The following is a 22,888-nucleotide window of genomic DNA, read 5'->3' as shown; positions in this document are numbered from 1 at the left end:
AATGTCGACCGTCGTGTCCCGTGTCCGTGCCGCCTACGCCCGTATCGAGGCCGTGGACCGTCCCGAGGTGTGGATCGACCTGCGGCCGCGGGAGGAGGTCGAGGCGGAGGCCGCGGCGCTCGACGAACGCGTGGCCCGCGGTGAGCGGCTCCCCCTCGCGGGGCGGCTGTTCGCCGCCAAGGGCAACATCGACGTGGCGGGGCTGCCGACCACGGCGGGCTGTCCGTCGTACGCCTACCGGCCGGAGGCGGACGCTCCGGTGGTCGCCCGGCTGCGTGCGGCCGGTGCGCTGGTGCTGGGCACCACGAACCTGGACCAGTTCGCGACGGGTCTCGTCGGCACGCGCTCCCCCTACGGCGCCGTGCGCAACGCGTACGACCCGGCGCGGATCAGCGGCGGTTCCAGTTCCGGATCGGCGGTCGCCGTGGCGCTGGGCCTGGTCGACTTCGCACTCGGCACGGACACCGCGGGCTCGGGCCGGGTGCCGGCCGCCTTCAACGGCATCGTCGGCCTCAAGCCCACCCGTGGCCTGGTCCCGACGGAGGGGGTCGTCCCGGCCTGTGCCTCGCTCGACTGCGTGACTGTGCTCGCGCGGACGCTCCCGGAAGCGGAGCAGGCGATGTCGTACATGGTCACGGTGGACCAGCAGCTCCCCCAACGCCCGCCGGGCCCCTGGCGGATCGCGGTCGCCTCGCCGCGGCAGCTCGGCGCGCTGGATCCGGGCTGGGCGGAGGCGTACGAGGCGGCGGTACGGCAGGTCACCGAGGCGGGTGCGGAGGTGCGGACGATCGACCTCACCCCGTTCACGGATGCCGCCGCGATGCTCTACGAGGGTGCCTTCGTGGCCGAGCGCTACACCGCCGTGGGGAGTTTTATCGACAAGTCGCTCTCCGAAGGCGGCGCCGGCCTCGACCCCACCGTCACCGGCATCATCACCCGCGCCCGCGACATCCCGGCCCACCAGCTCTACGCCGACCAGGAGCGGCTCGCCGCCCTGCGCGCCCGCGCCGAAGCCGAACTCGCCGACGCCGACGCCCTGTTGCTGCCCACCACACCCGGCCACCCCACCCTCGGCGAGGTCGCCGCCGATCCTCTGGGCGCCAACGCCCGCCTGGGCCGCTTCACCAACTCCACCAACCTGTTCGACCTGGCGGCGGTGGCCGTCCCGGCGGGCGAGGTGAACGGCCTCCCCTTCGGCGTGATGCTGATCGGCCCGGCGTTCACCGACGAGCGGCTGACCCGGATCGCCGGGCTGCTGCAGCCGGAGACCAGGCTCGCGGTCGTCGGCGCCCATCTGTCGGGCCAACCCCTCAACCCGCAACTCCTCGCGCTGGGCGCCCGTTTGGACCGTACGACCACCACCGCCCCCGTCTACCGCCTGCACGCACTCGCCACCACCCCACCCAAGCCGGGCCTCGTCCACGCCGGCGAAACCGGCGCCGCCATCGAGGCCGAGGTATGGCGCCTCCCGGCCGAAGGCCTGGGCCGCCTGCTGGCCACACTCCCCCGCCCGATGACCCTCGGCACCGTCGAACTGGCCGACGGCACCCACGTCCCCGGTTTCCTGTGCGAACCGGGAGCACTGGACGGGGCGGCGGACATCACGTCGTACGGCGGCTGGCGCGCGTATCTCAGCACGTAGGGCGGTTCGGCAGCGCCCCGACAGGGGCGCGGGGAACTGCGCGACAAGCCACAGACGACCCGCACCCGGCAAACCAAGGCAACCCCTACGGCGCACCCCCGCTACCCGACCGACGAATAAGCCACAACCCCCCGCAGCAACCCATCAACCGCCTTACGCGCATTCTTCGCCACGGTCGACCCCTCCGCCGCAGACGCCGCAGAGATCTGCCCCAGCACATCGATCACCTGCTTGCACCACCGCACAAAGTCCCCCGCCGGCATCTCCGCCTCACGCAGCACCTCATCGAGGCCCTTCCCGGACGCCCACATGTACGCGGCCCAAGCAAACCCGAGATCCGGCTCACGCTGCCCGACACCCTCGGACTGGGTGATCCGGAACTCCTCCTCCAGCGCGTCCAGCCGCCCCCAGATCCGCACCATCTCACCGAGCGCGGCCTTCGCCTTCCCGGACGGCAGCTTGGGCGCCATCGCATCGTCCCCGACCCGCGCCTCGTACACCAACGCCGAGACACAGGCGGCGAGTTCGGCGGGACCGAGCCCCTCCCACACCCCCTCACGCAGGCATTCACTCGAGAGCAGATCCAGCTCGCCGTACAGCCGGGCGAGCCGTTTGCCGTGCTCGGTGACCTCGTCACCGCGCAGATAGTCCAGCTCGGTCAGCAACGCGACGATCCGGTCGAACGTACGGGCGATCGTGTTGGTGCGGCCCTCGATGCGCCGCTCCAGCTGCGAGGTGTCCCTCATCAGCCGGTGATACCGCTCGGCCCAACGCGCGTGATCCTCACGGTCGTTGCACCCATGGCACGGATGCGCCCGGATCGCCGTCCGCAGCCGGGCGATCTCCCGGTCGTCGGCGGCCTGCGACCGCTTCTTGCGATGCCGCTCCGGGGGGATGTGCCCGGCCTTGGTCCGCAGCGCGGAGGCGAGGTCGCGACGCGACTGCGGTGAGCGCGGATTGAAGGACTTCGGGATCCGCATCCGCTCCAACGCCTCGACGGGCACCGGGAAGTCCATCGACGCCAGCCGCTTGACCTGCCGCTCGGCGGTCAGGACCAGCGGGCGCGGCCCGTCGTGGTGCTCGAAGCCGCGGTGGCCGTTGGACCGCCCGGCCGGCAGTCCCGGATCCAGCACCAGTGCCAGCCCCGCGTACTTGCCGGTCGGCACATGGATGACGTCACCCGGCTTGAGCTTCTCCAGCGCGACGGCGGCCTCGGCACGCCGCTCCGCCGCGCCCTGCTTGGCCAGTTCGGTCTCCCGGTCCTTGAGCTCACGCCGCAGCCGCGCATACTCCTCGAAGTCCCCGAGGTGGCAGGTCATGGACTCCTTGTAGCCCGCGAGCCCCTCCTCGTTGCGCTGCACCTGCCGCGAGATCCCCACGACCGACTTGTCGGCCTGGAACTGCGCGAAGGACGTCTCCAGCAGCTCCCGCGAACGGTGCCGCCCGAACTGCTCGACGAGGTTGACGGCCATGTTGTACGACGGCTTGAAGCTGGACCGCAGCGGATACGTGCGCGTACCGGCCAGTCCCGCCAGGTGCTCCGGGCTCATCCCGCGCTGCCACAGCACCACGGCATGTCCTTCGACATCGATGCCGCGGCGCCCGGCACGACCGGTCAACTGGGTGTACTCACCGGGGGTGATGTCGGCATGCTGCTCGCCGTTCCACTTGACGAGCTTCTCCAGCACCACGGACCGGGCGGGCATGTTGATGCCCAGTGCCAGCGTCTCGGTGGCGAACACGGCCTTGACGAGGCCGCGGACGAACAGCTCCTCGACGACCTCCTTGAACGTCGGCAGCATGCCCGCGTGGTGGGCCGCGATCCCGCGCTCCAGTCCCTCCAGCCACTCGTAGTACCCGAGCACATGCAGGTCTTCGGTGGGAATCGAGGCCGTGCGCTCCTCGACCAGGGAGCGGACCCGCTCCCGTGCCTCGTCGTCATTGAGCCGCAGCCCGGCGTACAGGCACTGCTGAACGGCGGACTCGCAGGCGGCGCGGCTGAAGATGAAGGTGATGGCGGGCAGCAGCCCCTCGGCCTCGAGCCGCTCGATAACCTCGGGCCGTCCGGGTGTCCACACCCGCGACCTGGATCTGCGCTCCCGCTCCCGATCGGCCTCCCGCATGGCCCGCCCGCGTCTGCGGTCCTGGTACGACGGTCTGGTCGCCTCCATGCGCGCGAGCCGGGTGAGGTCCGGGTTGACGGCCTTCTTGTGGCCCTCGCCCTCCTCGAACAGGTCGTACATCCGGCGTCCGGCGAGGACATGCTGGAACAGCGGCACGGGCCGGTGCTCGGAGACGATCACCTCGGTGTCACCGCGGACCGTGTCGAGCCAGTCGCCGAACTCCTCGGCGTTCGACACAGTCGCCGACAGCGACACCAGGGTCACCGACTCGGGGAGGTGAATGATCACCTCTTCCCATACGGCGCCCCGGAACCGGTCGGAGAGGTAGTGCACCTCGTCCATGACCACATAGCCGAGTCCGAGGAGGGTCTGCGATCCGGCGTACAGCATGTTCCGCAGCACCTCGGTGGTCATCACGACCACTGGGGCGTCGGAGTTGACGCTGTTGTCACCGGTGAGGAGACCGACCATGCCCGTGCCGTAACGGCGGCACAGGTCGGCGTACTTCTGGTTCGACAGCGCCTTGATGGGGGTGGTGTAGAAGCACTTCTTGCCCTGCATCAGGGCGAGGTGGACGGCGAACTCGCCCACGATCGTCTTGCCGGAGCCGGTGGGCGCGGCCACCAGCACGCCCTTCCCCGATTCGAGCGCCTCGCAGGCCTCGATCTGGAAGGGGTCGAGGCCGAAGTCGTACATCTCGCGGAAGGAGGCGAGCGCGGTGGCCTGCTCGACAGCGCGCTTACGCGCCGCCGCATACCGCTCGGCCGGTGAGAGGTCCTCTGTCATCGTGCTTTCGAGCGTACCGGGCCCCACTGACAACAGGACGATCAATATCCGGATCTGCGCAGTCCCTGCCCTCGGGGCCTGCCGCGAACGCGGGGCGCCCCCACCACGCGTAGTGATGGGGGCGCCCTGTGTGTTCTGTTCGTGGAGGCGGCTACGTCACGTCGTCGTATCCGTTGACCCGGTCCGTGCCCGCCTGCTCCGGCAGCGCGCGGTTGGCGGAGACCGTCTCGACCTCGCCGATGTCCTCGGGGGTGAGGTCCAGGTCGGAGGCCTCGTCGTCGGCGGGGCCCAGGGCATCGCGGCGACGCCGGCGCTTGTCGTTGATCAACGAGAAGGCGGTCGCGGCGAAGTACAGGATCCAGATCGGTCCGGCGAGCGCGAGCATCGTCAGCGGGTCGGTGCTGGGCGTCGCGACCGCCGCGAAGACCGTGATGCCCATGATCATCGCTCGCCACCAGCCGAGCATGCGCTTGCCGGTGATCGCCCCGGTCAGGTTGAGGAAGATCAGCAGCAGGGGCAGCTCGAAGGAGAGGCCGAAGACGATCACCATGCGGGTGACCAGATCGAGCAGGTCGTCCAGCGGCAGGAGGTTGTCGGTGTTCTCCGGGCTGAACTGGAGCAGCACCTCCGCCGTGGTGGGCAGCACCGAGTAGGCGAAGTAGGCGCCGAAGAGGAAGAGCGGAGCGCCCATGCCGACGAACGCGTAGGCGTACTTCTTCTCGTGCCGGTGCAGACCGGGCGCGACGAAGGCCCACAGCTGGAACAGCCAGACCGGCGAGGCCAGAACGACACCGGCCATCAACGACACCTTCAGCGCGAGCGTGAAGGGAGTGAGCAGACCGTTGATGGTGATCTGCGCGCACGGCTCGGTGGACTTGGACGTGTTCGCCAGTTGCTCGAACGTCTTGCCACAGCCGACCGAGTCGAGGATCGGCTTGGTGAGGATGTTGATGATGTCGTTGTAGAAGAAGGCGGCGACGACCGTGATGGCGACGATGGCCAACAGCGCCTTCGCGAGCCGGTTGCGAAGCTCGCGAAGGTGCTCCGCGAGGGGCATCCGCCCCTCGGGATCCCTCTCCTGCTTGCGGGCAGACTTCAGCAACCCACATTCCCATCTCGTGCAGCGGGCCGGTGGTCACCGGCCCTGCGTCAGCGCTTGGACGTGTCCGTCGGCTCGGTGACCGGCCGTGAGCTGGTCACGTCGCCGGGGGCGGCCTGGATGGTGCGCTGAGCGGGGGGCTGCTCGTCGGTCTGCGGCGGGGCCGCGGGAGCGGAGGCGTTGTCCTGGCCCTCCGTCTTCATCGCCTTGGCCTCGCTCTTGAGGATGCGCGCGGACTTGCCGAGCGAGCGCGCCATGTCCGGAAGCTTCTTCGCGCCGAACAGCAGGATGATGACGACGAGGATGAGAATGATCTCGGGGGCTCCGAGCCTTCCGAACATAAGTCTTTACCTTCTCACCGAGGCGGCTGGGGTGGGGTGCTGTCCGATCGGTCGAACACTCATCCGATCGATCGTGCTTGACAGCGATCGTAACGCTCAGGGGTAAACGGGTGGCAATCCCTGTGCGTACTCCCGGTCCGCGACCCGAGCCTCGTTTTCCGGGCCGCGACCAGCAGCGTACCTGCCGGAGCCACCAGGGTGACAGGGCGAAGCAGCCCAAAGCGCATCAGACGCAGGACTCACAGGGCATCCTCAGCCGGACTTACAGCGAGTCCACAGTGCGCGCCGCGCTCAAAGACGCACGCTCCAGCTCCTCCGCGGCCCGGTTGATACGAGCCGCCGAGTCCGAAACCTGCCTGCCCAGGCGCTGTGCCTCCAGGAAGACCCGCACCGCGAGCACGCCGAGGACGGCGAGAGAGGCAAAACCCACAGCGACGGCGAACATCGGCCAGAACATGACGCCGAGCCTAGAGGGTCGAGTGCAGCCGCAGTGTGCTGACCCCGCCACCGGTGAGCAGCTCGACGATGCGCTCCCCCGCCGGCTTGCGCACGGACGCGCCGCAGTCGGGGCAGGTGAAGGAGTAGAAGGTGGTGCGGCTGCTCGCGCCGATGGCCAGGCGCAGGGCGTTCGCGGTGAGTTCGAAGCGGCCCCGGCAGTCCGGGCAGCCCGCCCTGAACACCACGGGAGTCACGCTTCTCATGCCGGCGAACGCCGACGCCACCGACATTCCCTGCACCCCGGACGCGGACTCGCTCAAAGCCCCTGCTCCTCTTCTCCTGGTCGTTCGCCTCCGGCACGCCCGGTGCGGCTCACTCCGGCCCGTCGTCCCGCCCGCCTCGCACCCCGTGCTCCCCGGGAGCCTGCGCCTCGATGCCGTCGTACGCCGCCAGCGCCTCACGGGCCGCGTGCCGGGCGCTGTCGGCCAGCTCGCGCGGTGACACGATCCGGCCGTCGCGCCCGAGCCGGAGCGCCAGGCGGCGCAGCGACGCCGGGTCGGGGGTGCGCAGAGTGATACGCAGCCCGCCGTCGGGAAGCTCATCCGCGCTGTCGTGCGGGTAGTACTCGGCGACCCAGCGCCCGCCCGGGCCGACCTCGACGACGACCTCCGGGTCCTCGGCGGCGGGCTGCACCAGACCCTCCGACAGGTCTCGCAGCTCCACCTCGGGGGGCGCAGACGGCTCGTCCAGGATCTTGATCTCGGCGACCCGGTCGAGACGGAAGGTGCGGCGTGCCTCGGAGCGGCGGCACCAGGCCTCCACATAGGTGTGGCCCACGCTGACCAGGCGGATGGGGTCGATCTCGCGCTCGGTGACCTCGTCCCGGGCGGGCGAGTAGTAGCGGATCCACAGACGGCGGCGCTCGGAGATCGCCCGGTCGACGTCCGCGAAGACGCCGCCCTCCGATTCGAAGGTCACCGACAGCCGGGCGCTGGCGCCGGCCGCCTCACCGGCCGCGGCCTCCACCTTGGCGGTGGCCCGCAGCAGCGCCTGCCGGTCGCTCTCCCGCAGACCGGGCAGCGTGGCAACGGCACGGGCCGCCACCAGCAGCGCGGTCGCCTCGTCGGCGGCGAGCCTGAGCGGATCCGCCGTCTCCGCCCCGAGGGCGGCGGGGTTGTGCCACCAGATCCGCTCGCCGTCGGTGTCGATGTCGAGCAGATCGCCGCCGCGGAAGCTGGTGCCGCACATGGGCAGCACATCGAGGTCGGAGACCAGCTCGTCCTCGGTGATCCCGAAAGCGCGGGCGACGTCCTCGAGCCGGGCGCCGGGGCGCTCCCTCAGGTACGTCACCAGGGAGAGCATCCGGCGAGTCTGGTCGATGGCGTTCACAGGCCTGATCGGTTTGCCGGCCACTGTCTTTCTCGCTCCCCCTCAGCCCTTGGCCACGGCACGCAGCCGGTCCACCACGTCGGCGCGCAGCTCGGCCGGCTCCAGGACCACCACGTCCGGCCCGAACTCCACCAGCCAGGCGTCCAGACCGTGCCCGTACGGGATCTCCAACTCGTCCCAGCCGTCGCCCAGTTCCCGCACCGACGTGGCCTTCGCCCGCAACGGGTACCCCGCGTCCGTACGCAGCCGGATCAGCGCACTGCGGTCGGCGGTCTCCCCCGCCCAGCTCGCGACGGTCTCCCGGACGGTGACGACATCGGGGACCTCCACGGTGAACCGGCCGCTGCGGGTGCGCACCCGGCCGGTGATGCGGGACAGCCGGAACACCCGCTCGGCACCGCGGTCACGGTCCCAGCCCGCCAGGTACCAGTGGCCGCGCCAGCACTCCAGCGCCCACGGCTCCACATGCCGGGGTTCGGGATGGGCGGCGGTGGCCTTGCGGTAGTCGAAAGCGACCGGCCGGCGGTCGCGGCAGGCCAGCATCAACGGCTCGAACGCCGCCTCGTGCACCGGAATCCGCGGCTCCAGCGCGCCGTGCGCCTCGTACGGGTCCATGTCCTCGAGCAGCCCGGCCGCGCGCAGCTTCTGCAGCGCGCCGCTGGCCGCGCCCGCGAGCCGCGCCTGCTGCCACACCTTGGCGGCCAGCCCCAGGGCGGCGGCCTCCTCGGCGTCGAGGGTGACGGGCGGGAGGCGGTTGCTGTCGCGGCGGGCCAGATAGCCGACCTCACCGTCGAGATTCTCCACCGTCTCGATGACCAGGCCGAGTTCGCGCAGATCGTCCTTGTCGCGCTCGAACATCCGGTTGAAGGAGTCGTCCGACCCGGCTTCCAGATAGGCCTCGATGGACTCACGCAGCTCGCGCTTGCTGAGCGGCCGCCGCGTCCCCAGCAGACACAGCGCCAGGTTCATCAGCCGCTCGGCCTTGGCAATGGCCATCGACGCCCTTCGCCTCCCTATGGTGCTTACGAACGACGACCGTACCGCTCAGTGGTGGCGCGGCAAAAGCCGAGGGCCCATGCCCGCGCAGGCATGGACCCCAGGTGATCGGGTGTGGTCGTACGTCGATCAGACCCCGAGGAGGTCGACCACGAAGATCAGCGTCTCACCGGGCTTGATCGCCGGGGTGGGGCTCTGATTGCCGTAGGCGAGGTGGGCCGGGATGGTCAGCTGACGCCGGCCGCCGACCTTCATGCCCTGCACGCCCTGGTCCCAGCCCTTGATGACCCGGCCGCCGCCCAGCGGGAAACGGAAGGGCGTGCCACGGTTCCAGCTGGCGTCGAACTCCTCGCCGGTGCTGAAGGCGACACCCACGTAGTGGACCGTGACGGTCTGACCCGCCTGCGCCACCGCGCCGTCGCCCTCCCAGATGTCCTTGATCTCCAGGTCCGCCGGGGGCTCGCCGCCCGGGAAGTCGATCTCGGGCTTGTCGATGCTCACGTCTCTAGCTCCTGCTTGTCTGCGGAAAGGCGAACGGTCACAGTCTTACATCTCGGTGACGTCACATCTTCGCCAGGATGTCGACCGAGAAGACCAGCGTGGAGTCCTTCTCGATACCGCTGCCGGCCGGCGGCTTGTCGCCGTACCCCAGGTCCGGCGGAATGACGATCAGTACCCGGCTGCCGACCTTCTTGCCCGTCAGACCCTGCGCCCACCCCGGGACGACCTGCTGCAGCGAGAACGACGTGAGCGACTTGCGGCTGTACGTCGAGTCGAACTCCTTGCCGCCGTCCCACACCACGCCCTTGTACTGCACCAGCACGGTGTCCTGGGCGGCGACCTCGGCGCCATCGCCCTCGAGGACGTAGTTCGCCACCAGCTTCTTCGGCGCATCGGACTTGGGCATCTCGATGGAGGGCGCCTTGCCGTCGGTGTTGGCGCTCACCTTGGGCAGGTCGATGTTGTCCTGCGCGACCGTGCTGCCCTTGGCGGAGCTCTTGCCGTTGAACGTGTCCTGCACATCGACGACGAACACCAGCGTGTCCGTGCCCTTGATGCCCCCCTGCGGGTTGCCCTGCGTGCCGTACCCCCACGTCGGGGGAACCGCCATCTGGACGCGGCTCCCGGCCTTCTTGCCGGCCAGCGCATACCGCCAGCCGTCGATGATGCTGCCCGGGGCGAGCTGGATGATCAGCGGGGTCTTGCGGTCGTAGGAGTTGTCGAAGACCTTCGCCGTGTCCCAGATCTGACCCAGGTAGTGGGCCTGGACGTAGTCGTTCTCCGCGACGGTCTGGCCGCTGCCCGCGATGAGCGTCTTCACCGCGAGATCCTTCGACGGGTCCCCGCTGCCCTTGGCGACAGTCGGCTTCTGTTCGAACTTCGTGCCCGCCGTGATCGCCGGCAGCGGGCCGTCGACGAGCTTCGGTGGCGGCGCCGAGGATGCCGAGGCCGAGGGCGACGCGCTGTCGGAGGCCTGGGCCGAGTCGGCCGAGTCGTCGTCGCCGCATCCGGCGAGCGTGACCAGTCCAGCGGGAACAGCGATGAGCAGTGAGCGTCGGCGCACGGTGGGGGCCTCGTAATCGGTCGATCTTGTTGATGGCGTGCGCGCAACTCTACGGCGTGAGAAGGGCGCCGTACGGAAAACGTACGGCGCCCGCGTTGCGTTCCGGCGATCAAGCCGAACCGCGATGCTCACATTCCGGCGATGAGCTTCTCCACCCGGTCGTCCACGGAACGGAACGGGTCCTTGCACAACACGGTGCGCTGTGCCTGGTCGTTGAGCTTCAGGTGCACCCAGTCGACCGTGAAGTCACGGCGCTGTTCCTGAGCCCTGCGGATGAAGTCACCGCGCAGCCGGGCCCGAGTGGTCTGCGGCGGAACCGACTTGCCCTCGAAGATCTTCAAGTCGTTGCAGATCCGGGCGGCTTGCCCCTTTTTCTCCAGCAGGTAGTAAAGACCTCGCCTGCGATGGATGTCGTGGTAGGCGAGGTCTATCTGCGCCACGCGCGGATGCGACATGGTCATGTTGTGCTTGGCGCGGTACCGCTCGATGAGCTTGTACTTCATCACCCAGTCGATCTCGGTGCCGATCCGGTCGAGGTCCTCGGCCTCGATCGAGTCCAGGGTGCGGCCCCACAGCTCCAGGACCTGCTCCACGGTGCCGGTACGGATCCCGCGGCGCTCGCAGAAGTCCACGGCCTTCTCGTAGTACTCACGCTGCACTTCCAGCGCCGAGGCCTCGCGCCCGCTGGCCAGACGCACCTTGCGCCGGCCCGTGATGTCATGGCTGACCTCGCGGATCGCCCGGATCGGGTTCTCCAGGGTCAGGTCCCGCATCACCGTGCCCGCCTCGATCATGCGCAGCACCAGGTCGGTCGCGCCGACCTTCAGCAGCATGGTCGTCTCGGACATGTTCGAGTCGCCCACGATGACATGCAGGCGGCGGTAGCGCTCGGCGTCCGCGTGCGGTTCGTCGCGGGTGTTGATGATGGGCCGGGAACGCGTCGTCGCCGAGGACACGCCCTCCCAGATGTGCTCGGCCCGCTGGCTGACGCAGTACACGGCGCCACGCGGGGTCTGCAACACCTTGCCCGCACCGCACAGCAGCTGGCGGGTGACAAGGAACGGAATCAGAATGTCCGCGAGCCGGGAGAACTCCCCGTGCCGCGCCACCAGATAGTTCTCGTGGCAGCCGTAGGAGTTGCCTGCCGAGTCGGTGTTGTTCTTGAAGAGGTAGACGTCGCCCGCGATTCCTTCCTCGTGCAGGCGTCGTTCGGCGTCCACCAGGAGTCCTTCGAGAATGCGCTCGCCGGCCTTGTCGTGGGTGACCAGCTCGGTCACGTTGTCACACTCGGGTGTCGCGTATTCCGGATGTGAGCCCACGTCGAGATAGAGGCGGGCGCCGTTTCGCAGAAAGACATTGCTGCTGCGGCCCCATGACACGACACGGCGGAAGAGGTACCGCGCCACCTCGTCGGGAGACAGGCGTCGCTGTCCCCTGAACGTACACGTGACGCCGTACTCGTTCTCCAGCCCGAAAATGCGGCGGTCCATGAGTGAACATTACGCCCGATCCCCTGAGCTGAAACGGGGTTCGACCGCACGGTTGCGATCATTTTCCGATGCGGCCGCCACCACGGCCCGCCCTCCGGGCGCCGCCAGCACCCGCAGGGTGACCAGCACAACCAGCAGCGACACCCCGCCCGCGGCGCCTGGCACGGCGAAGCCCCACAGCGCCCCGCCGCCCTCGATGACCGGACCCGTGAGGCCCGTTCCGACCGACGCCCCGACCGTGAACGTCGTCACCAGCCACGAGAACGCCTCCGTGACCGTCCCCCTCGGCGCATGCCGGTCCACGAGCACGAACGCACACGCGATGCACGGCGCGAGGAACACCCCGGACAGCACACTGAGCAACGTCATGGCGACCGCGCCCGGCATGAGCATCAGCGGCAGATAACACACCGCGAGAAGAGCCACCAGCCCACACAGTCGCCGCGCCGGCTCACCGGTCCACTGCCGTGCCCCGTACACGGTGCCGCCGACCAGCGCACCCAGCCCCAGCCCCGCCATCAGCCAGCCGTACACCGCGTCACCGCCGTTGTCGTCCGCGTACGACACCCCCGCCACCGTGATGGAACCCAGCGCGATACCGACGAACAGAAACGCCCCCAGCAGCGCCAGCAGCCCCGGCGAACGCAACGCACCCAGCCAGTGCGCCTCACGCGGCGCCGAACGCCACGCGCGCGATGGGGGCGACACGACCACGGACAGCGCGCCGAGGACCCCGATGACGTTCAGCACCAGCAGCGCGGTCTGCGCCGACCACAGCGACACACACACGGTCACCAGCAACGGCCCCACGGTGAACATGACTTCCTGCGCGACCGCGTCCATCGCGTACGCCGTGTGCACCTGGCCCTCCTTACGGAGCACGCTCGGCCACAGCGCCCGCAGACCGCCCTCCAGAGGCGGCGTGAAGAGCCCGGCAGCCGCCACGGCCGCGCAGGCGAGCGGCAACGGGCCGGTGCCCGCGAAGGCGAACACCGCCATCGCCAGCGCCGACAGCACCGCGGCCGGCAGCTGTATACGCGGCTGCCCGTAAAGGTCCACCAGCCGTCCCAGCACCGGCTGCCCCACCGCGTTCGCGACCCCGTACACGGCCGCCAGCGCCCCCGCGAGGCTGTACGTGCCGCCCTCCGCCCGCACGAACAGCACGATCGCGATCGCGCCGGTCGCGTTCGGCAGCCGGCCCACGAGCGTGCCGACCAGCAGCCGGGTGGCGTGCCTCGCCCTGAGGATCTCCAGGTATCCCACGGCCTTGTCCCGCCCTTCCGCTCGCCGACCCCACTGAAGTTTTACGTATAACGTGCCCAGTCATACGTACCATGTGCGCTGTCCACCCGTCCAGACGAAAGAGCAGGTCGCACGGTGGCACAAGGCAGCACCCGCCCAACCAGCCGCGACGTCGCCCAGGCCGCCGGAGTCTCCCAGGCCGCCGTCTCCCTCGTCCTCGGCGACAAATGGCGCGGCCGGGTCTCGGAAACCACCGCCGAACGCGTACGACAAGCCGCACGCGACCTCGGCTACCGCCCCAACCTCGCCGCCCGCAACCTCCGCCTCGGCCACACCCGCACCGTCCTGCTCGTGGTCCCCGCACTGACGACCGAGTTCTTCGCCGGCGTCTACACCGGAGCGGCCCGCATCGCCGCCGAACACGGCTTCGGCGTCGTCCTCTACCCCTCCCCCGAAGGCATCGGCCCGGCCCGCGACCCCTTCGCCTCCGCCCAGGCCGCCCTCGACGGCGTCATCGCCTCCTCCATGGCCGCCGACGCCCTCACCGCCATCCGCGGCGACCAACTCCCCCTCGTCATGCTCGACAGCGACCCGAACGGCAGCCGCGGCGCCGCCACCGTCAACCTCGACATCACCGACGGCGTCCGCCAAGTCGCCGAACACCTCCTCGGCCTCGGCCACCGCCACTTCCTCCACCTCGCGGCGGACATCCCCTCCTGGACCTTCGAAGTACGCGAACGAGAACTGGCCGCACGAGTCGGCGAGGTCCCCGGCACCTCCGTACGCACGACCCACGCGCCCATCTCCATCGAAGACGCCCGCATCGCCGCCGAAACCGCGCTCTCCGCCCCCGGCGCCCCCCGGCCCACCGCACTGGTCTGCGACGACGACAAACTCGCCGCCGGCGCCTACAAGGCCGTACGCCGCCTGGGCCTGCGCATCCCCGACGACATCTCCGTCACCGGCCTCGACGACCTCGCCCTCGCCACCGCCATCGACCCCGAGCTGACGACCGTACGCCTGGACGCCGAGCTGTTCGGCGAACGCGGCATGCAAGCGCTGCTGGCGGTCCTGGACGGCCGCACACCGGACGCGGGCGACATCCCCGTCGAACTCGTCGTACGAGGCTCCACAGCGCCGCCCAGCGCCCCCTGACACGCCTGTGCCCCGTCCGCACGACAGCGGCCGGGGCACACAAGGCAAGGCACAGCGAGCAGCGGGCCTACATGGGCGGACCTACTCCTCGTCCTCGGAACTCTCGGCCTCCGCCGCGGTCTCCGCACCGTCCGCCTCCAGCAGCCGGCCCAGCTGCGGACCCGTGATCCGCCTGAACTTCCGCGCCTGCGGACGCGTACGGTCCAGCACCGCGACCTCCAGCCGCTCCGCCGGAATCTCCCGCTGCGTACCGTTGGTGTCCCGGGACAGCGCCTGCACGGCCAGCTTCAGCGCCCCCGCCAGAGACATACCGTCCTGGTGACGCTGATCGAGATAACTACTGATCTGCTCCGCATTGCCACCGACCGCGACCGAACCATGCTCGTCGACGATCGACCCGTCATGCGGCAACCGGTAAATCTGATCGCCCTCCGGCGTCTCCCCCACCTCGGCGACGACCAGCTCCACCTCGTACGGCTTCTCGGCCGCACTCGAGAAGATCGTGCCCAGCGTCTGTGCGTACACATTGGCCAGGCCACGAGCGGTCACGTCATCACGGTCATAGGTGTAACCACGCAGGTCGGCATAGCGCACGCCACCGATCCTGAGGTTCTCGTACTCGTTGTACTTACCGGCCGCCGCAAACCCGATCCGGTCATAGATCTCGCTGAACTTGTGCAGCGCTCGGGACGGATTCTCCCCGATGAACACGATGCCATCGGCATACTGCAACACGACCAGGCTGCGGCCACGCGCGATGCCCTTCCGGGCGAACTCCGCACGGTCGGTCATCGCCTGCTGAGGTGAGACATAGAACGGCGTCGACACCGGCTACCCATCCCTTTCTGTCGAAGTCACTGGACCACCTTGCAACAAGAGCCCGCCGCCTACAGCAGCGCGGCCCGCGGGCCGTCCGGCTGCTCCAGACGCCGCTCCAGAATCGAGCGGGCGATCTCGGAGGACTCCTCCTCCGTCAGCCGACGGAAACCGTCCTCGGTGATCACAGTGACGATCGGGTAGATCCGGCGCGCTACATCCGGACCACCGGTCGCCGAGTCGTCGTCTGCCGCGTCGTACAGGGCCTGCACCACAAGAGTCGTGGCCTCGTCCTCGGCCAGATCGCTCCGGAAGAGCTTCTTCATGGCACCACGCGCAAAGATCGAACCCGAACCGGTGGCAGCGAAGCCGTGCTCCTCGGAACGGCCGCCAGTGACGTCGTACGAGAAGATCCGCCCCTTGCCGCGATCCACGTCGTAACCAGCGAAGAGCGGCACCACAGCCAGCCCCTGCATGGCCATACCGAGGTTCGACCGGATCATGGTCGACAGGCGGTTCGCCTTGCCCTCCAGCGAGAGCTGCGCGCCCTCGACCTTCTCGAAGTGCTCCAGCTCCAGCTGGAACAGCTTCACCATCTCGACGGCGAGGCCCGCCGTGCCGGCAATCCCGACGGCCGAGTACTCATCCGCCGGGAACACCTTCTCGATGTCCCGCTGCGCGATGACGTTACCCATCGTGGCCCGACGGTCACCGGCCAGCACGACGCCCCCGGGGAACGTGGCCGCCACGATCGTCGTGCCGTGCGGCGCCTCGATCACGCCCTGCGTGGGCGGCAGTTGCCGGTTACCGGGCAGGATGTCCGGCTGATGCTCGGACAAGAAGTCCATGAAGGACGACGACCCAGGCGTCAGGAAGGCAGCCGGTAGACGCCCGGTGCTACGAGTGTTGGCTTCCACGCGTTTCCTTCCAGGTAGTCGGCAGCTCGGTACATCGCTTCGGGATCGTCCCTCAACAGGCCGAGGCCGGAATTGCAGTTGAAGCACAGTACGCCTCGGACCCTACCCGTCTTATGGCAGTGATCCACATGCGCAGCAGGAGCAGAAAGGCATACACAGCAGACCCCTCCTTGGGAGGCGATCAGCTCGTTACGCTCGACCTCCGTCAGGCCGTACTTGCGCAACAGATGCTTGTGCCCAGTGGGCAGCGACAGCGGGTTACACAGTCCCGGCAGTGGCGCTGCAAGCCATCAAGGTTTGACCGCTTGCGAGCGAAGGCTGCGCGCGGCCTGTACTCACCGCACCGCACGCAGCGCTTCACAGCTTCTTCGCTTCGCAAGCCGAGCACCGCCGAAACCTTCGATTCGAAGGCTACTCGCCGCCCTTCTGGACGAATGAGCGCACGAAGTCCTCTGCATTCTCTTCGAGCACATCATCGATTTCGTCCAGGACGGAGTCCACGTCGTCGCTCAGCTTCTCCTGGCGCTCCTTGAGGTCTTCGGATGCCTGCGCCTCGGGCGCCTCCTCGACCTCCTCGGTGGAGCGCGTCGCCTTCTGCTGGCCGCCGCCGGTGTCCTTGGTCGCCATAACCCTCACCCCGCTCGGTTCGACGTTCTTGATCAGACCCTACAAGCAGGGTCCGACATCGGCCCCGCAGTTTCCTCAACGTCCGGGGACCACCTCGATGATTCCCGGACGCCGGGGTTTCCACCCTGCCGGGCCGTTTCTGCCCGGGTGTTCGTTCAGCCGCCGGAGAGGACCCTGACCAGGTCTTCTGCCGTGCGGCAACGGTCCAGGAGTTCCTTGACGTGATTACGCGTTCCGCGAAGTGGTTCCAGGGTTGGGACGCGTTGCAACGAGTCCCGCCCGGGAAGGTCGAAGATCACGGAGTCCCAGGAGGCCGCGGCGACGTCGTCCGCGTACTGCTCCAGGCACCGGCCGCGGAAGTACGCCCGCGTGTCCTCCGGCGGCTTGGTGCGGGCCCGCTCGATGTCCGGCTCGTCCAGGAGACGCTTCATGCGGCCACGGGCGACGAGGCGGTTGTAGAGGCCCTTCTCCTCTCGTACGTCGGCGTACTGGAGGTCGACCAAATGCAGCCTCGCCGCGTCCCAGTCCAGGTCGTCCCGGCGTCGGTAGCCCTCCATGAGTTCTCGTTTGGCGACCCAGTCGAGTTCGCCGGCGAGGCTCATGGGGTCGTTCTCGAGCCGGTTGAGGGTGTCTTCCCAGCGGGCGAGGACGTCCTTGGTCTGGTCGTCGGCGTCGGCGCCGTAGCGCTCCTCCACGTATTTGCGGGAGAGCTCGTAGTACTCCATTTGCAGCTGGACCGCGGTGAGTGTGCGGCCGCTGCGGAGGGTGACCAGGCGCTTGAGGGTGGGGTCGTGGGAGACCTGGTGGAGGGTGCGGACGGGCTGGTCGACGGCGAGGTCGACCGCGATGAAGCCGTCCTCGATCATCGACAGCACCAGGGACGTCGTGCCGAGTTTCAGGTAGGTGGAGATCTCGGCGAGGTTCGCGTCGCCGATGATCACGTGGAGTCGGCGGTATTTCTCCGCGTCCGCGTGGGGTTCGTCGCGGGTGTTGATGATGGGGCGCTTGAGCGTGGTTTCGAGGCCTACCTCGACTTCGAAGTAGTCCGCGCGCTGGCTGAGCTGGAAGCCGTGTTCGTGTCCGTCCTGGCCGATGCCGACGCGGCCCGCTCCGGCGAAGACCTGTCGGGAGACGAAGAAGGGCGTGAGGTGGCGCACGATGTCCGAGAAGGGGGTTTCCCGCTTCATCAGGTAGTTCTCGTGGGTGCCGTAGGACGCGCCTTTGTTGTCGGTGTTGTTCTTGTACAGGTGGATGGGCTGGGCGCCGGGGAGCTGGGCGGCTCGTTCGGCGGCTTCGGCCATGATGCGTTCGCCGGCCTTGTCCCAGAGCACGGCGTCCCAGGGGTTGGTGACCTCGGGGGAGCTGTATTCGGGGTGTGCGTGGTCGACGTAGAGGCGTGCGCCGTTGGTGAGGATGACGTTGGCCAGGCCGATGTCCTCGTCGGTGAGCTGGCTGGCGTCGGCGGACTCGCGGGCGAGGTCGAAGCCTCGCGCGTCCCGCAGCGGGTTCTCCTCTTCGAAGTCCCATCGGGCCCGCCGGGCCCGGTGCATCGCCGCCGCGTAGGCGTTGACGATCTGGGACGAGGTGAGCATGGCATTGGCGTTGGGGTGGCCGGGGACGGAGATCCCGTACTCCGTCTCGATGCCCATTACTCGCCGTACGGTCATGCGGCCCTCCTTGCCCGGCGGCGTCCTCGGTCGGGGACGCTGCTCAAGTACCGCTGGCGCTCCGGTGCGTGTGCGGTGCCCGTCCCCGCACTGCGCGACTCGGCGGTACCGAAGAGCCTAGAACGCCTTTGCGCTGGTGGGGAGATCATTTGCGTCATTGCCTTGCTCCAGCCGTGGCCTGAAAAGCAGTCGGCTGCGGGTACCCGGTGAGGGCACCCGCAGCCGCCCTGTCTTTTACAGGTACTGACCGGTGTTCGCCACCGTGTCGATGGAGCGTCCGGTGTCGGCGCCCTGCTTTCCGGTGATGAGGGTACGGATGTAGACGATCCGTTCGCCCTTCTTTCCGGAGATTCGGGCCCAGTCGTCCGGGTTGGTGGTGTTGGGCAGGTCTTCGTTCTCCTTGAACTCGTCCACGCAGGCCTGGAGGAGGTGGGCTACGCGGAGGCCCTTCTGCTTGTGCTCGAGGAAGTCCTTGATCGCCATCTTCTTGGCGCGTCCGACGATGTTTTCGATCATGGCGCCGGAGTTGAAGTCCTTGAAGTAGAGGACTTCCTTGTCTCCGTTGGCGTAGGTGACCTCGAGGAAGCGGTTTTCCTCGGTTTCGGCGTACATCTGCTCGACCGCGGTCTGGATCATGCCCTGGACCGTGGAGGACTTGTCGCCGCCGTGCTCGCCGACGTCCTCGGGGTGCAGCGGGAGGCGTTCGGTGAGGTACTTGGCGAAGATGTCCTTGGCGGCTTCGGCATCCGGGCGCTCGATCTTGATTTTCACATCGAGGCGGCCGGGGCGCAGGATGGCGGGGTCGATCATGTCCTCGCGGTTGGAGGCGCCGATGACCACGACGTTCTGCAGGCCTTCCACGCCGTCGATCTCGGCGAGCAGCTGGGGGACGATGGTGTTCTCCACGTCCGAGCTGACACCGGAGCCGCGGGTGCGGAAGAGGGATTCCATCTCGTCGAAGAAGACGATGACGGGCGTGCCCTCGCTGGCCTTTTCACGGGCACGCTGGAAGACCAGGCGGATCTGCCGTTCGGTCTCGCCGACGTACTTGTTGAGGAGCTCGGGGCCCTTGATGTTGAGGAAGAAGCTCTTGCCGGTGGCCTGGCCGGTGACTTCGGCGACCTTTTTGGCCAGCGAGTTGGCGACGGCCTTGGCGATGAGTGTCTTGCCGCATCCGGGGGGCCCGTACAGCAGGACGCCCTTGGGCGGCCGCAGTTCGTGCTCCTTGAAGAGGTCGGGGTGGAGGTACGGGAGCTCGACGGCGTCGCGGATCATCTCGATCTGGCCGCCCAGACCGCCGATCTGCTCGTAGCCGATGTCGGGAACCTCTTCGAGGACGAGTTCCTCGACCTCGCTCTTCGGAACGATTTCGTAGACGTAGCCGGAACGGGGTTCGAGGAGCAGGGCGTCGCCGGGCCGGATGTTGACGTCCAGCAGTGGCTCGGCGAGCCGTACCACTCGTTCCTCGTCGGTGTGCCCGAGTACCAGGGCGCGTTCGCCGTCCTCAAGGATTTCCTTGAGGGTGACGATGTCCCCGACGCGCTCGTACGTCATGGCTTCGACCACGTTGAGCGCTTCGTTGAGCATTACTTCCTGGCCGCGCCGGAGTTCGTCGAGTTCGACGCTCGGGCTGACGTTCACGCGGAGTTTGCGGCCGCCGGTGAAGATGTCGGCGGTGCCGTCCTCGTTCGCCGTGAGGAAGACTCCGAAGCCGGCCGGCGGCTGTGCGAGCCGGTCGACTTCCTCCTTGAGGGCCACGATCTGGTCGCGGGCCTCACGGAGCGTGTTGGCGAGTCGCTCGTTCTGGGCGGACACTCCGGCCAGGTTGGTCTGCAGCTCGACGATCCGCTCTTCGAGAATCCTCGTGTGCCGCGGAGAGTCGGCGAGCTTGCGTCGCAGGACGGCGATCTCCTGCTCAAGGTAGGCAATCTGCCCGGCCGGGTCGTCGGACCCTCGTCCCGGGCGGATGCCGCGGTTCATGTCGTCGTCGTGGGCTGCCACGGTCCTCACCTCCTCCAAGGGGAGCTGGACGCTTCCAGACCCTACCTGGGTGGGTGTCGATTGAAACCCCTAGATCACAAAGACTGTCAAGGTGTGTCGTCGGTCACCCAGCGCTCTCCCTCACGCCGTGTGGATACCCAATCAACGCGATTCAGAAGCGGCCTGTTCCAAGTGTGGAGTGGTCAAAATCCTTCGCGCTGGGCGCGAGTTGCCGGTGTCGTCGGTCGTCGGAGGGCTTGCGGCGCTTGGGCGGTGGGGCGCTGCGGTGGTCGCGGAGGGTCTGGATGGGCGTTGGGAGCGGCGTCGCGGGCGTTGACTCAGCGTGGCGGTGAGGGGTGGCTGGAGTCACATGGAAGGCGGCTCGGGAAGATCGTGTTCGCCCTGAGAGATCGGGGGTCTGGGGCGGCTGTCGAGCGGTGCTGGACTTCGTCTCGACCGTGGTCGCTCTTCGGGCGGAGGTAGGGTCGGGAGGGTCCAACACCGGGCGCAGGAGACGGCGGGAGCGATGAGCGTGCAGCAGGAGGCCGGGGTCGACGGTGAGGCTCTGGAGGTCTGGATCGATCAGGATCTCTGTACCGGCGACGGCATCTGCGTCCAGTATGCGCCTGAGGTGTTCGAGCTGGACATCGACGGTCTGGCCTATGTGAAGGGCTCGGGCGACGAGCTGCTGCAGGCCAAGGGCGCCACAACACCCGTACCGCTGCCGCTTCTCACGGATGTGGTCGACTCGGCGCGGGAGTGTCCGGGTGAGTGCATCCATGTGCGTCGGGTGACGGACCGGGTGGAGGTCTTCGGTCCCGACGTGGAGTGACGGCGCGGGTGCGTTGCGTCACCCGCGCCTGATGTCCCGGGGCCGCGCGGGTTTCAGACGCTGCGGGCTTCGGAGGGCTTGGAGCGCTCGAACGTCCCGTTCTTCCACTGCCATTTCGCGCTGTCCTTGACGTCGGGGCAGCAACGGGGCACGTCGGACGACGAGTAGCCGAGCAGGGTGCCGAGGACGGTGCCGTCCTGTAGGGCGATGCCGCTGACGATGGTGCGGTCCTTGGGGTCGACGAGCGTGGCCACGACGCGCGCCTTGCCGGTGTCGGCGTCGGTGGTGAGGACGTACAGGCCGTCGGGCGGGGTGCCCATGGGGGCGTCGCAGTGCACGACGGCGACGGTTTCGGGGTTGCCGTCGCCGTCGAGGTCCCCGGAGGCCTTCTTCACCACGACGGCTTTCACGGGGCCGCATTCGATCGGGAAGTCGGCGTGGGCGGGGTTGGGCGCGGGGGCGGTCGCCCGGCCGGTCTTGGAGTCCGGGCCGGCGGCCTGGGCGGCGGTGGCCGCGTCGGGCTGGAGGATCGAGGAAAGGGCGACGACGCCAGCGAGGGCGGTCGCGGTGGCGAGCCAGTGGATCGGGCGGGTGTGCGTGTGCGCGAGTTCCGGAACGGCGGATTGCTGCACTAGGAGTGTCTCCTGTGAGGGCTGTGCCGGTGGGGGTGGCCAGCATGGTGCCACACGTCACAGTGCGGGGGAACGGCGGGGGTGGGCGGATGTTGTGCCGTTTGCCGCTGGTTGTGCTCTTGGCCGTCGCGTCCTGTCCCGGTGTCAACGCAAAGGCGTCGTGGCCGAGTTCCGGAGTGTTCCCGGGAACTCGGCCACGTTGTTCGTACGTTGATTGCGGCACAGGGCCGCCCTGAGGCGGAGCGCTTAGCGCGCGGTGCCTCCGTCGGCGTTGGGGCCGGTGTAGTCCTCGCCGTAGGCGCCCTTGGCGGGGCGGCGGCGGCGCATGGGAGGTTCGACTCCGTCGGCGAGGCGGCGGGCGGTGAGCAGGAAGCCGGTGTGGCCGATCATGCGGTGGTCGGGGCGGACGGCGAGGCCTTCGACGTGCCAGTTGCGGATCATCGACTCCCAGGATGTCGGCTCGTTGAAGCAGCCGATCTCGCGGATGGACTCGACGGTCCGGGCGAGCTGGGTGGTGGTGGCGACGTAGCAGCAGAGGATGCCGCCGGGGACGAGGGCCTTGGAGACGGCTTCCAGGCATTCCCAGGGGGCGAGCATGTCGAGGATGACGCGGTCGACGTCGGCGTCGCTGAGGTTGTCCTGGAGGTCGCCGACGGTGAGCTGCCAGGCGGGGTGGGGGCCGCCGAAGTAGCGCTCCACGTTCTGCCGGGCGATGTCGGCGAAGTCCTCGCGGCGTTCGTAGCTGTGCAGCATGCCCTGGTCGCCGATGGCGCGCAGCAGGAAGCTGCTGAGGGAGCCGGAGCCCACGCCCGCTTCCACGACGCGTGCGCCGGGGAAGATGTCGGCGAAGGACAGGATCTGCCCCGCGTCCTTGGGGTAGACCACGGCGGCGCCGCGGGGCATGGACAGGACGTAGTCGGGGAGCAGGGGGCGCAGCGCGAGGTAGGCGACGTTCCCGGTGGTGCGGACGACGCTGCCTTCGGGTGCACCGATCAGTTCGTCGTGCGGGAAGGAACCCTTGTGGGTGTGGAAGTTCTTCCCGGCTTCGAGCGTGAACGTGTAGTGACGGCCCTTGGGATCGGTCAGCTGTACCTGGTCCCCGACCTTGAAGGGCCCGCGTCGGCGGGCGGCACCGGTCGGTTCGGACATGTG

22 protein-coding genes are annotated in these 22,888 nt (G+C 68.6%); 3 read left to right on the top strand and 19 right to left on the bottom strand.

The genetic code is table 11. The features are described from left to right. Position 1 precedes the first annotated feature (1 nt). The gene (gene atzF / locus KCH48_RS16665; protein WP_210574883.1) at positions 2–1,642 is read left to right on the top strand and encodes an allophanate hydrolase; all 1,641 of its coding nucleotides are present in this window, start codon (positions 2–4) and stop codon (positions 1,640–1,642) included. 101 nt (positions 1,643–1,743) lie between these two features. On the opposite strand, the gene KCH48_RS16660 is transcribed toward atzF, so the two are convergent. From KCH48_RS16660 to KCH48_RS16610, 11 genes are all read right to left on the bottom strand, one after another. Further along, complete coding sequence (locus tag KCH48_RS16660; protein WP_210574882.1) at positions 1,744–4,596, bottom strand: RNA helicase; 2,853 nt, start codon at positions 4,594–4,596, stop codon at positions 1,744–1,746. A gap of 106 nt (positions 4,597–4,702) precedes the next feature. Further along, positions 4,703–5,653, bottom strand: coding sequence for a twin-arginine translocase subunit TatC (tatC, locus tag KCH48_RS16655; RefSeq protein ID WP_210574881.1), 951 nt, complete (start codon positions 5,651–5,653; stop codon positions 4,703–4,705). A gap of 47 nt (positions 5,654–5,700) precedes the next feature. Continuing rightward, complete coding sequence (tatA, locus tag KCH48_RS16650; protein WP_210574879.1) at positions 5,701–5,991, bottom strand: Sec-independent protein translocase subunit TatA; 291 nt, start codon at positions 5,989–5,991, stop codon at positions 5,701–5,703. A gap of 262 nt (positions 5,992–6,253) precedes the next feature. Next, the gene (locus KCH48_RS16645; RefSeq protein WP_210574877.1) at positions 6,254–6,448 is read right to left on the bottom strand and encodes a hypothetical protein; all 195 of its coding nucleotides are present in this window, start codon (positions 6,446–6,448) and stop codon (positions 6,254–6,256) included. 10 nt (positions 6,449–6,458) lie between these two features. Further along, complete coding sequence (locus KCH48_RS16640) at positions 6,459–6,749, bottom strand: hypothetical protein (protein ID WP_210574876.1); 291 nt, start codon at positions 6,747–6,749, stop codon at positions 6,459–6,461. A gap of 52 nt (positions 6,750–6,801) precedes the next feature. Continuing rightward, positions 6,802–7,842 (bottom strand): YafY family protein, encoded by a 1,041-nt coding sequence (locus tag KCH48_RS16635; RefSeq protein WP_210574874.1) that lies wholly within the window; start codon positions 7,840–7,842, stop codon positions 6,802–6,804. Between the two features lie 18 nt (positions 7,843–7,860). Then, positions 7,861–8,814 carry a YafY family protein gene (locus KCH48_RS16630; RefSeq protein WP_210574872.1) on the bottom strand — a complete coding sequence of 318 codons (954 nt, stop codon included), beginning with the start codon at positions 8,812–8,814 and terminating at the stop codon, positions 7,861–7,863. Positions 8,815–8,943: 129 nt separating this feature from the next. Beyond that, on the bottom strand, positions 8,944–9,315 hold the full coding sequence (locus KCH48_RS16625; protein ID WP_030053355.1) for an FKBP-type peptidyl-prolyl cis-trans isomerase: 372 nt from the start codon (positions 9,313–9,315) through the stop codon (positions 8,944–8,946). A gap of 61 nt (positions 9,316–9,376) precedes the next feature. Beyond that, positions 9,377–10,378, bottom strand: a complete 1,002-nt coding sequence (locus KCH48_RS16620; RefSeq protein ID WP_210574870.1) for an FKBP-type peptidyl-prolyl cis-trans isomerase — start codon at positions 10,376–10,378, stop codon at positions 9,377–9,379. A 128-nt stretch (positions 10,379–10,506) separates the two neighbouring features. Further along, positions 10,507–11,868, bottom strand: coding sequence for a Pup--protein ligase (pafA, locus tag KCH48_RS16615; protein WP_053192758.1), 1,362 nt, complete (start codon positions 11,866–11,868; stop codon positions 10,507–10,509). A gap of 9 nt (positions 11,869–11,877) precedes the next feature. Then, positions 11,878–13,131 (bottom strand): MFS transporter, encoded by a 1,254-nt coding sequence (locus tag KCH48_RS16610; RefSeq protein ID WP_210574868.1) that lies wholly within the window; start codon positions 13,129–13,131, stop codon positions 11,878–11,880. A 114-nt stretch (positions 13,132–13,245) separates the two neighbouring features. Between KCH48_RS16610 and KCH48_RS16605 the strand changes: the two genes are divergently transcribed. Further along, on the top strand, positions 13,246–14,265 hold the full coding sequence (locus KCH48_RS16605; RefSeq protein ID WP_210574866.1) for a LacI family DNA-binding transcriptional regulator: 1,020 nt from the start codon (positions 13,246–13,248) through the stop codon (positions 14,263–14,265). Positions 14,266–14,346: 81 nt separating this feature from the next. Here the strand turns inward: KCH48_RS16605 and prcA are convergent, their stop codons facing one another. The 6 genes from prcA to arc all read right to left on the bottom strand — a co-directional run bounded on the left by prcA (position 14,347) and on the right by arc (position 20,293). Further along, positions 14,347–15,093 carry a proteasome subunit alpha gene (gene prcA / locus KCH48_RS16600; RefSeq protein ID WP_210574864.1) on the bottom strand — a complete coding sequence of 249 codons (747 nt, stop codon included), beginning with the start codon at positions 15,091–15,093 and terminating at the stop codon, positions 14,347–14,349. Between the two features lie 59 nt (positions 15,094–15,152). Then, a complete protein-coding gene (gene prcB, locus KCH48_RS16595; RefSeq protein ID WP_210574862.1) occupies positions 15,153–15,998 on the bottom strand; it encodes a proteasome subunit beta in 846 nt (281 codons plus the stop codon). Continuing rightward, positions 15,950–16,222, bottom strand: a complete 273-nt coding sequence (locus KCH48_RS42255) for an endonuclease VII domain-containing protein (RefSeq protein ID WP_246885379.1) — start codon at positions 16,220–16,222, stop codon at positions 15,950–15,952. The genes prcB and KCH48_RS42255 overlap by 49 nt, the downstream gene beginning before the upstream one ends. A gap of 187 nt (positions 16,223–16,409) precedes the next feature. Further along, positions 16,410–16,625 carry a ubiquitin-like protein Pup gene (locus tag KCH48_RS16585; RefSeq protein ID WP_123544333.1) on the bottom strand — a complete coding sequence of 72 codons (216 nt, stop codon included), beginning with the start codon at positions 16,623–16,625 and terminating at the stop codon, positions 16,410–16,412. A 155-nt stretch (positions 16,626–16,780) separates the two neighbouring features. Then, the gene (gene dop, locus KCH48_RS16580) at positions 16,781–18,292 is read right to left on the bottom strand and encodes a depupylase/deamidase Dop (protein ID WP_210574860.1); all 1,512 of its coding nucleotides are present in this window, start codon (positions 18,290–18,292) and stop codon (positions 16,781–16,783) included. 234 nt (positions 18,293–18,526) lie between these two features. Further along, entirely contained in the window at positions 18,527–20,293 is a 1,767-nt protein-coding gene (gene arc / locus KCH48_RS16575; RefSeq protein WP_210574858.1) for a proteasome ATPase, read from the bottom strand. Between the two features lie 505 nt (positions 20,294–20,798). Between arc and KCH48_RS16570 the strand changes: the two genes are divergently transcribed. Further along, positions 20,799–21,104 (top strand): ferredoxin, encoded by a 306-nt coding sequence (locus tag KCH48_RS16570; RefSeq protein ID WP_210574857.1) that lies wholly within the window; start codon positions 20,799–20,801, stop codon positions 21,102–21,104. 53 nt (positions 21,105–21,157) lie between these two features. Here KCH48_RS16570 and KCH48_RS16565 read toward each other — a convergent pair whose 3' ends face one another. After that, positions 21,158–21,736 carry a hypothetical protein gene (locus tag KCH48_RS16565; protein WP_210574856.1) on the bottom strand — a complete coding sequence of 193 codons (579 nt, stop codon included), beginning with the start codon at positions 21,734–21,736 and terminating at the stop codon, positions 21,158–21,160. 246 nt (positions 21,737–21,982) lie between these two features. Beyond that, entirely contained in the window at positions 21,983–22,885 is a 903-nt protein-coding gene (locus KCH48_RS16560; protein WP_210574855.1) for a tRNA (adenine-N1)-methyltransferase, read from the bottom strand. Positions 22,886–22,888: the final 3 nt, after the last annotated feature.

This window comes from Streptomyces sp. GESEQ-4, assembly GCF_017948455.1.
In the GTDB taxonomy this organism is placed as follows: Bacteria; Actinomycetota; Actinomycetes; order Streptomycetales; family Streptomycetaceae; genus Streptomyces.
The sequence above is the reverse complement of the archived record's forward strand: the minus strand, read 5'-3'. Positions and strand labels throughout refer to the sequence as shown.